4 protein-coding genes are annotated in these 5617 nt (G+C 57.1%); 1 reads left to right on the top strand and 3 read right to left on the bottom strand.

The genetic code is table 11. From position 1 onward, the window contains the following. Positions 1–59: 59 nt before the first annotated feature. Positions 60–755: a TrkA family potassium uptake protein gene (locus IGS51_RS06060; protein WP_277772576.1), complete on the bottom strand. Its 696-nt coding sequence runs from the start codon at positions 753–755 to the stop codon at positions 60–62. A gap of 126 nt (positions 756–881) precedes the next feature. Beyond that, positions 882–2222: a TrkH family potassium uptake protein gene (locus IGS51_RS06055; protein WP_297077164.1), complete on the bottom strand. Its 1341-nt coding sequence runs from the start codon at positions 2220–2222 to the stop codon at positions 882–884. Positions 2223–2359: 137 nt separating this feature from the next. On the opposite strand from IGS51_RS06055, the gene IGS51_RS06050 reads away from it, so the two are divergent. Continuing rightward, the gene (locus tag IGS51_RS06050) at positions 2360–3205 is read left to right on the top strand and encodes a methyltransferase domain-containing protein (RefSeq protein WP_297077160.1); all 846 of its coding nucleotides are present in this window, start codon (positions 2360–2362) and stop codon (positions 3203–3205) included. A gap of 78 nt (positions 3206–3283) precedes the next feature. Here IGS51_RS06050 and IGS51_RS06045 read toward each other — a convergent pair whose 3' ends face one another. Beyond that, positions 3284–5356: a S9 family peptidase gene (locus IGS51_RS06045; protein ID WP_297077158.1), complete on the bottom strand. Its 2073-nt coding sequence runs from the start codon at positions 5354–5356 to the stop codon at positions 3284–3286. Positions 5357–5617 lie beyond the last annotated feature (261 nt).

Genomic DNA, 5617 nt, shown 5'->3' with positions numbered 1-5617 from the left:
CAGAGTGAAAGTTGCACATCGCGGAGGATGGATAAAGAGGGTGAAGTTTCCAGTCGCAATTACACGGGCAGATGCTCAATGCCCCGGTTTGCGCCGATCACGACCATGAGTTCGCCCTTGCGGAGGCGCATTGAGGGAATGGGGTTCACCTCAAATTTGCCATTTTGCGACAGCGCCAGCACGCTGACACCATAGCGCGATCGCAGATCGAGTTCCACAATGCTCTTGCCGTCAAACTCCTCCGGCACCACCAGTTCCACAATGCTGTTGTCGGGGTCGATCTCGAACCGATCCAGCACCCCCGGACGAGTGAGCGATCGCGCCAGGGTACAGCCCATCTCATGCTCCGGGAATACGACGTGATCGGCTCCCACCCGCCGCAGCAGCTTGCCATGTACCTCCGTGGAGGCCTTGGCCACGACGTAGCGCACGCCGCCTTCCTTGACATTCAGCGTGGTGATGATGCTCTCCTGAATATAGTTGCCAATGGCGATGATCACCGTATCAAAGTCGTATACTCCCGCTTCCTTGAGCGCTGACGGCTCCGTAGAATCCAGAGTCAGCGCGTGGGCCAGGATTTCGTCCGATAGCGCCTGATCAACAAGCCGCTCCTCCGAGTCGATGCCCAACACCTCGTAGCCCAGGTTGTGCAGCGTCATGCAGACCGCTCGCCCAAATCGCCCCAGGCCAATCACAGCGTATTGGCGACTGCTCCCTCGCAGGTTGCGGAAAAAACTAAGCGAAGAAAGGTTCACAACGAATCTCCAAAAAGGTGATTTGAATCAAATTTGGCTCAACGCAGATGGGCCAGTGAAACCGCTAGTGAAACCACCAGTGAAACCACCAGTGAAACCGCTGCCGTCTGCCCAAACGGTTAGCGGCTAGCCCACCAGCAAGTTTTCCTGGGGATAGTTGATGGCGCTGGGCTTGGGGTCGCCCAGAATCGCCAACATCAGCATGAGTACGCCTACCCGCCCCACGTACATTGTCACAATCAGCACCAACTTGGAAAACGTGGAAACGGCAGCGGTGATGCCTGTGGAAAGCCCCACAGTGGCAAAGGCAGACACCGATTCAAACAGGACGCGAGTAAAGTCCATGTCTGGGTCGGCAAGGGTAATCAGCACCGTCGTCAGGATGACCGTCATCACGGAGCCAAACACAACGCCGATGGCCTTGATCAGCAGCGTGTTGGGAATCTGGCGGCGATAGCAGAGGACTTCTTCCTTGCCGCGCAACACCGCCCGCGTACATTCAAACAGCACTCGCAGCGTGGTCGTTTTCATGCCGCCGCCCGTGCTGCCAGGGCTAGCACCAATAAACATAAGAGCGATGGTAATAAAAAGACCCGTGGTGGTCATTTTGCCGTAGTCGATGGTGTTGAAGCCAGCGGTGCGCGGCGTGACCGACATAAACCAGGAGGCGAGGAGCTTGGTGGATGCGTCTAGCCGACCAATGGTTTCGGGGTTGCGAAACTCTGCCCCCAAAAATCCGATAAATCCCAGCAGCAGCAGCACCATCGTCGTGCTGGTGGCGACTTTGAAGTTGAGCGAAAAGCAGGTGCGGTTGGGCTTGCCCCGGAGGCGATCGCGCCCCCAAAAGAATGCCTCCATGAGAACCTGATAGCCGATGCCCGCGAGGATAATGATAGTCGTGATGATCAGGTTCATCGGCACAGAACTGGTGTAGCCCATGAGACTGTCGGAAAACAGGCTGAATCCGGCATTGTTAAATGCGCTGATGCTGTGAAAGCTTGCCAGCCAGAGGCTCTGCCCCACGCCGTAATCTGGATTTTGGGAAAACAGCCAGAAGAGGGCGATCGCCCCCGAAATTTCAATTAGCGCCGTCAACGCGATGATTGACTTGACCAGTTGCACCGCGCCAGATAACTCCTCGATATCCAGCGTTTGCTGAAGCGCAGCCTTGTCGCGTAGCCCAAAGCGCCGCCCCAGCACCAGCAGCAAAATCGTCGTTGCAGTCATATAGCCCAGCCCGCCAATCTGGATGAGCAGCAGCAGCACAAACTGCCCAAACCCAGAAAAGTAGGTGCCTGTGTCTACGACCGCCAGCCCAGTTACGCAGACTGCCGAGGTAGCGGTAAACAGGGCAGTCACCAGATCGCCCCATTGCCCGCTTTGTAGAGAAATGGGCAGGAGCAGGAACAGCGTGCCAACGAGAATGAGCGCCAGAAACCCCAGACAAATCGTGCGTGGAACGGTCATCATGATGAGTTGGAATACGGGGGATACGGCGATCCCGGCGAAGAGGGGGAGGTAAAAAAGGCTGAGTGGCTCGCAGAACTGTTGGCAGAATAGGCAATCCTTTTATACAGTAATACCGCCCGCGATCGCGTCAAGCTATGCCAAAAACTCTACAGCAGCAAATTCAGACTTTTTATGATGCCTCGTCGGGGCTATGGGAACAGGTGTGGGGCGAGCATATGCACCACGGGTATTATGGGCCCGCAGGCACCGAGCGCAAGGAGCGGCGGCAGGCCCAAATCGACCTGATCGAAGAACTGCTGCACTGGGGCGGCGTGTCTCGGGCAACGGCGATTCTCGATGTGGGCTGCGGCATTGGCGGCAGTTCGCTGTATCTGGCAGAAAAATTTGGGGCAACGGCAACGGGCATTACCCTCAGTCCTGTGCAGGCGCGACGGGCGACTGAACGGGCAGCGGCGGACGGACTGGGCGATCGCACTCAGTTTCAGGTGGCCGATGCGCTGAAGATGCCCTTTGCCGACGGCGGGTTTGACCTGGTGTGGTCGATGGAAAGCGGCGAACATATGCCCGACAAGCTTCAGTTTTTGAAAGAGTGCCATCGCGTGCTGAAACCCGGCGGCACGTTTCTAATAGCGACCTGGTGCCACCGGCCGATTAACGAATCGCCGCTGACCCAGGAGGAGCAGGCCCATCTGGAGAAGATTTATCGCGTCTATCGGCTGCCCTATGTCATTTCGCTGGCGGAATATGAGGCGATCGCCCATAATCTAGACTACCAAAACCTCCGCACCGCCGACTGGTCGCCCGCCGTCGCGCCCTTCTGGGACGAGGTGGTGCGCTCTGCCATCTCCCCCGCTGCCGTCGTGGGGCTATTGCGGGCCGGCTGGGGCACGATGCAGGCGGCGCTGTCGATGGGGCTGATGCAATCAGGCTATCGGCGCGGGCTGGTGCGATTTGGCGTGCTGGCAGGCGTGAAGGAATAGCCAAACGTTGCACGTCCCGTCTATCCAAAATCCCCAATCCAAAATGGATCGGAACACGTTAGTTGCGCCAACGCTCCCCTACGCCAGCCCCCACTGCCAAAGCAAAAAGGCATACTCAAACGCGGCTTCTTTGATGCGCTCGTAGCGGCCGGATGCGCCGCTGTGGCCTGCGCCCATGTTGGTTTTTAGCAGCAGCACGTTGGAGTCGGTCTTGAGGTCGCGGAGCTTGGCTGTCCACTTGGCGGGTTCCCAATAGGAGACACGGGGGTCGTTGAGGCCGGCGGTGACCAGCATCGCGGGATAGTCCTGGGCGGTTACGTTGTCGTAGGGCGAGTAGGACTTCATGTAGTGATAAAAGGCGGGGTCGTTGGGGTTGCCCCATTCTTCCCATTCCATCACCGACAGGGGCAGCGACGGGTCGAGAATCGTCGTCACCACGTCCACAAAGGGCACATCGGCGATCGCCACTCGGAACAGATCCGGCCGCAGGTTCACCACCGCGCCCACCAGCAGCCCCCCCGCGCTGCCGCCCGTAATCGCTAGGTGCTGCGGCGAAGTCCAGCCCCGGTCGATCAAATGCTCGGCGCAGGCAATAAAGTCGGTGAAGGTGTTTTTCTTATTCAAGAACTTGCCGTCTTCGTACCACTTGCGCCCCAGTTCAGACCCGCCCCGGATGTGGGCGATCGCCATCACTACGCCCCGGTCAAGCAGGGACAGCCGGGTAGAAGAAAACGAGTCGGGGTAGCTATAGCCGTAGGAACCGTAGCCCGTCAGCAGCAGCGGGTGTGGCTCCGTCGGCTGGAGGTCTTTGCGATAGACCAGCGACAGCGGAATCGGCGTGCCATCGGGGGCGATCGCCTCTAGCCGCTGGCTGACGTACTGGGTCTTGTCATAGCCACCCAGCACGGGAGTTTCTTTTTTCAACTCGCGATCGCGCGTCTCCAGGTCATAGTCAAACACCGACCAGGGTGTGACCAGCGAGGTGTAGTTAAACCGCAGCGTATTGGTGTCGTACTCCGGATTTGCGCCCTCGCCAATTTCGTAGGTCGGCTCTGGAAAGGTGATGTAATGCTCGTCGCCGCTGGGCATGTGGCGCACGCGCACCGTCTCTAGCCCGCCCTGCCGCTCGTAAATCACCAGATGTCGTGCAAAGGCACTGACCCCGGTGATCATGACCGTTTCGCGGTGGGGAATCACGGTTTCCCAGTTCGCTCGACTGGGACGACTGACGGGGGCCCGCAGGAGTTGGAAGTTGATCGCGTCCTGATTGGTGATGATGTAGAAGTGTTCGCCGTGGTGTTCCACGTAGTATTCCACACCGGGCGATCGCGCTTGAATTAGCTTGAACTCGCCCGTTGGATCATTGGCATCCAAAAAGTGAACTTCAGAAGTCACTTTGCTATTCAAACTGAGCAGCAAATAGGCTTCACTCGCCGTCTTGCCAATGCCTAAATAGTAGGCATCATCGGGTTCATGAAACACCAGCACATCCTGGTCTATGGGTGTGCCCAGCCGATGGCGAAATAGCTTGTGCGGGCGATGTGCTGCGTCTACCTGGGTGTAGAACACGGTGCGGCTGTCGTTGCCCCAGACAAACGAATAGTAGGTATCGGGAATCGACTCGGCATACAGTTCACGGGTTGCCAAATCCAGAAAATATAGCGTGAACAATTCCGCGCCGTTCGTGTCGATGGAATAGGCCAGCAGCCGATGGTCGGGGCTAACCTGCAACACGCCCAGGTCGAAATATTCGTGCCCCGCTGCCAGCAAATTCTCATCCAGCAGCACCTCTTCCGGCGCATCCAGGCTGCCCTTTTTGCGACAAAAAATAGAGTATGCCTTCCCTTCCTCGGTGCGGCTGTAATAGTAGTAATCACCCTTGCGATAGGGCACGGATAGGTCCGTTTCCTGAATTCGCCCCAGAATCTCGTCATACAGCTTGGTCTGCAAGTCGGTGGTGGGCTGCATGACGGCTTCGGTGTAGGCGTTCTCCGCCTCCAGGTATGCCATCACGGCCGGATCATCCCGATCGCGCATCCAGTAATAGTCATCGACCCGCTCATCGCCATGTGCTGTCAGCACTTGGGGGCGTTTTTCAGCACTTGGGGGCTGGAGGGTCGTAAGGGCTTCACGGGAAGAAAATCGGCTCATAGGGGTATAACGGTCGTCCCTGATTCAAGGATGGGGCAGTGAAATCCTTTGGAATTCTCTTTGCTCAGTTTAGACTTTTCTAAGGGTTTGCCCAAGATTTTTGGGACAGCGCAGGGCGATTTCTTGAAGGATTTAGCATTTAAGCCTCCCTGCTTTATCAAGGCTTCTAAAATGCCAGGAATAGAGTTAGAAAGCTCCGGAATCTGTGGCTTGTTCCTTGATTTTTTGTGCAATCAGTGATTTTAGGATTTACGCAGTTGG

The sequence above is a fragment of the Thermoleptolyngbya sp. M55_K2018_002 genome, assembly GCF_015295965.1.
GTDB lineage: Bacteria > Cyanobacteriota > Cyanobacteriia > Elainellales > Elainellaceae > Thermoleptolyngbya > Thermoleptolyngbya sichuanensis.
The sequence above is the reverse complement of the archived record's forward strand: the minus strand, read 5'-3'. Positions and strand labels throughout refer to the sequence as shown.

Excerpts from the sequence above, each read along its gene's own strand:
- IGS51_RS06055 (WP_297077164.1), bottom strand. The coding sequence starts at position 2,222 with ATGACCGTTCCACGCACGATTTGTCTGGGGTTTCTGGCGCTCATTCTC.
- IGS51_RS06050 (WP_297077160.1), top strand. The coding sequence starts at position 2,360 with ATGCCAAAAACTCTACAGCAGCAAATTCAGACTTTTTATGATGCCTCG.
- IGS51_RS06045 (WP_297077158.1), bottom strand. The coding sequence starts at position 5,356 with ATGAGCCGATTTTCTTCCCGTGAAGCCCTTACGACCCTCCAGCCCCCA.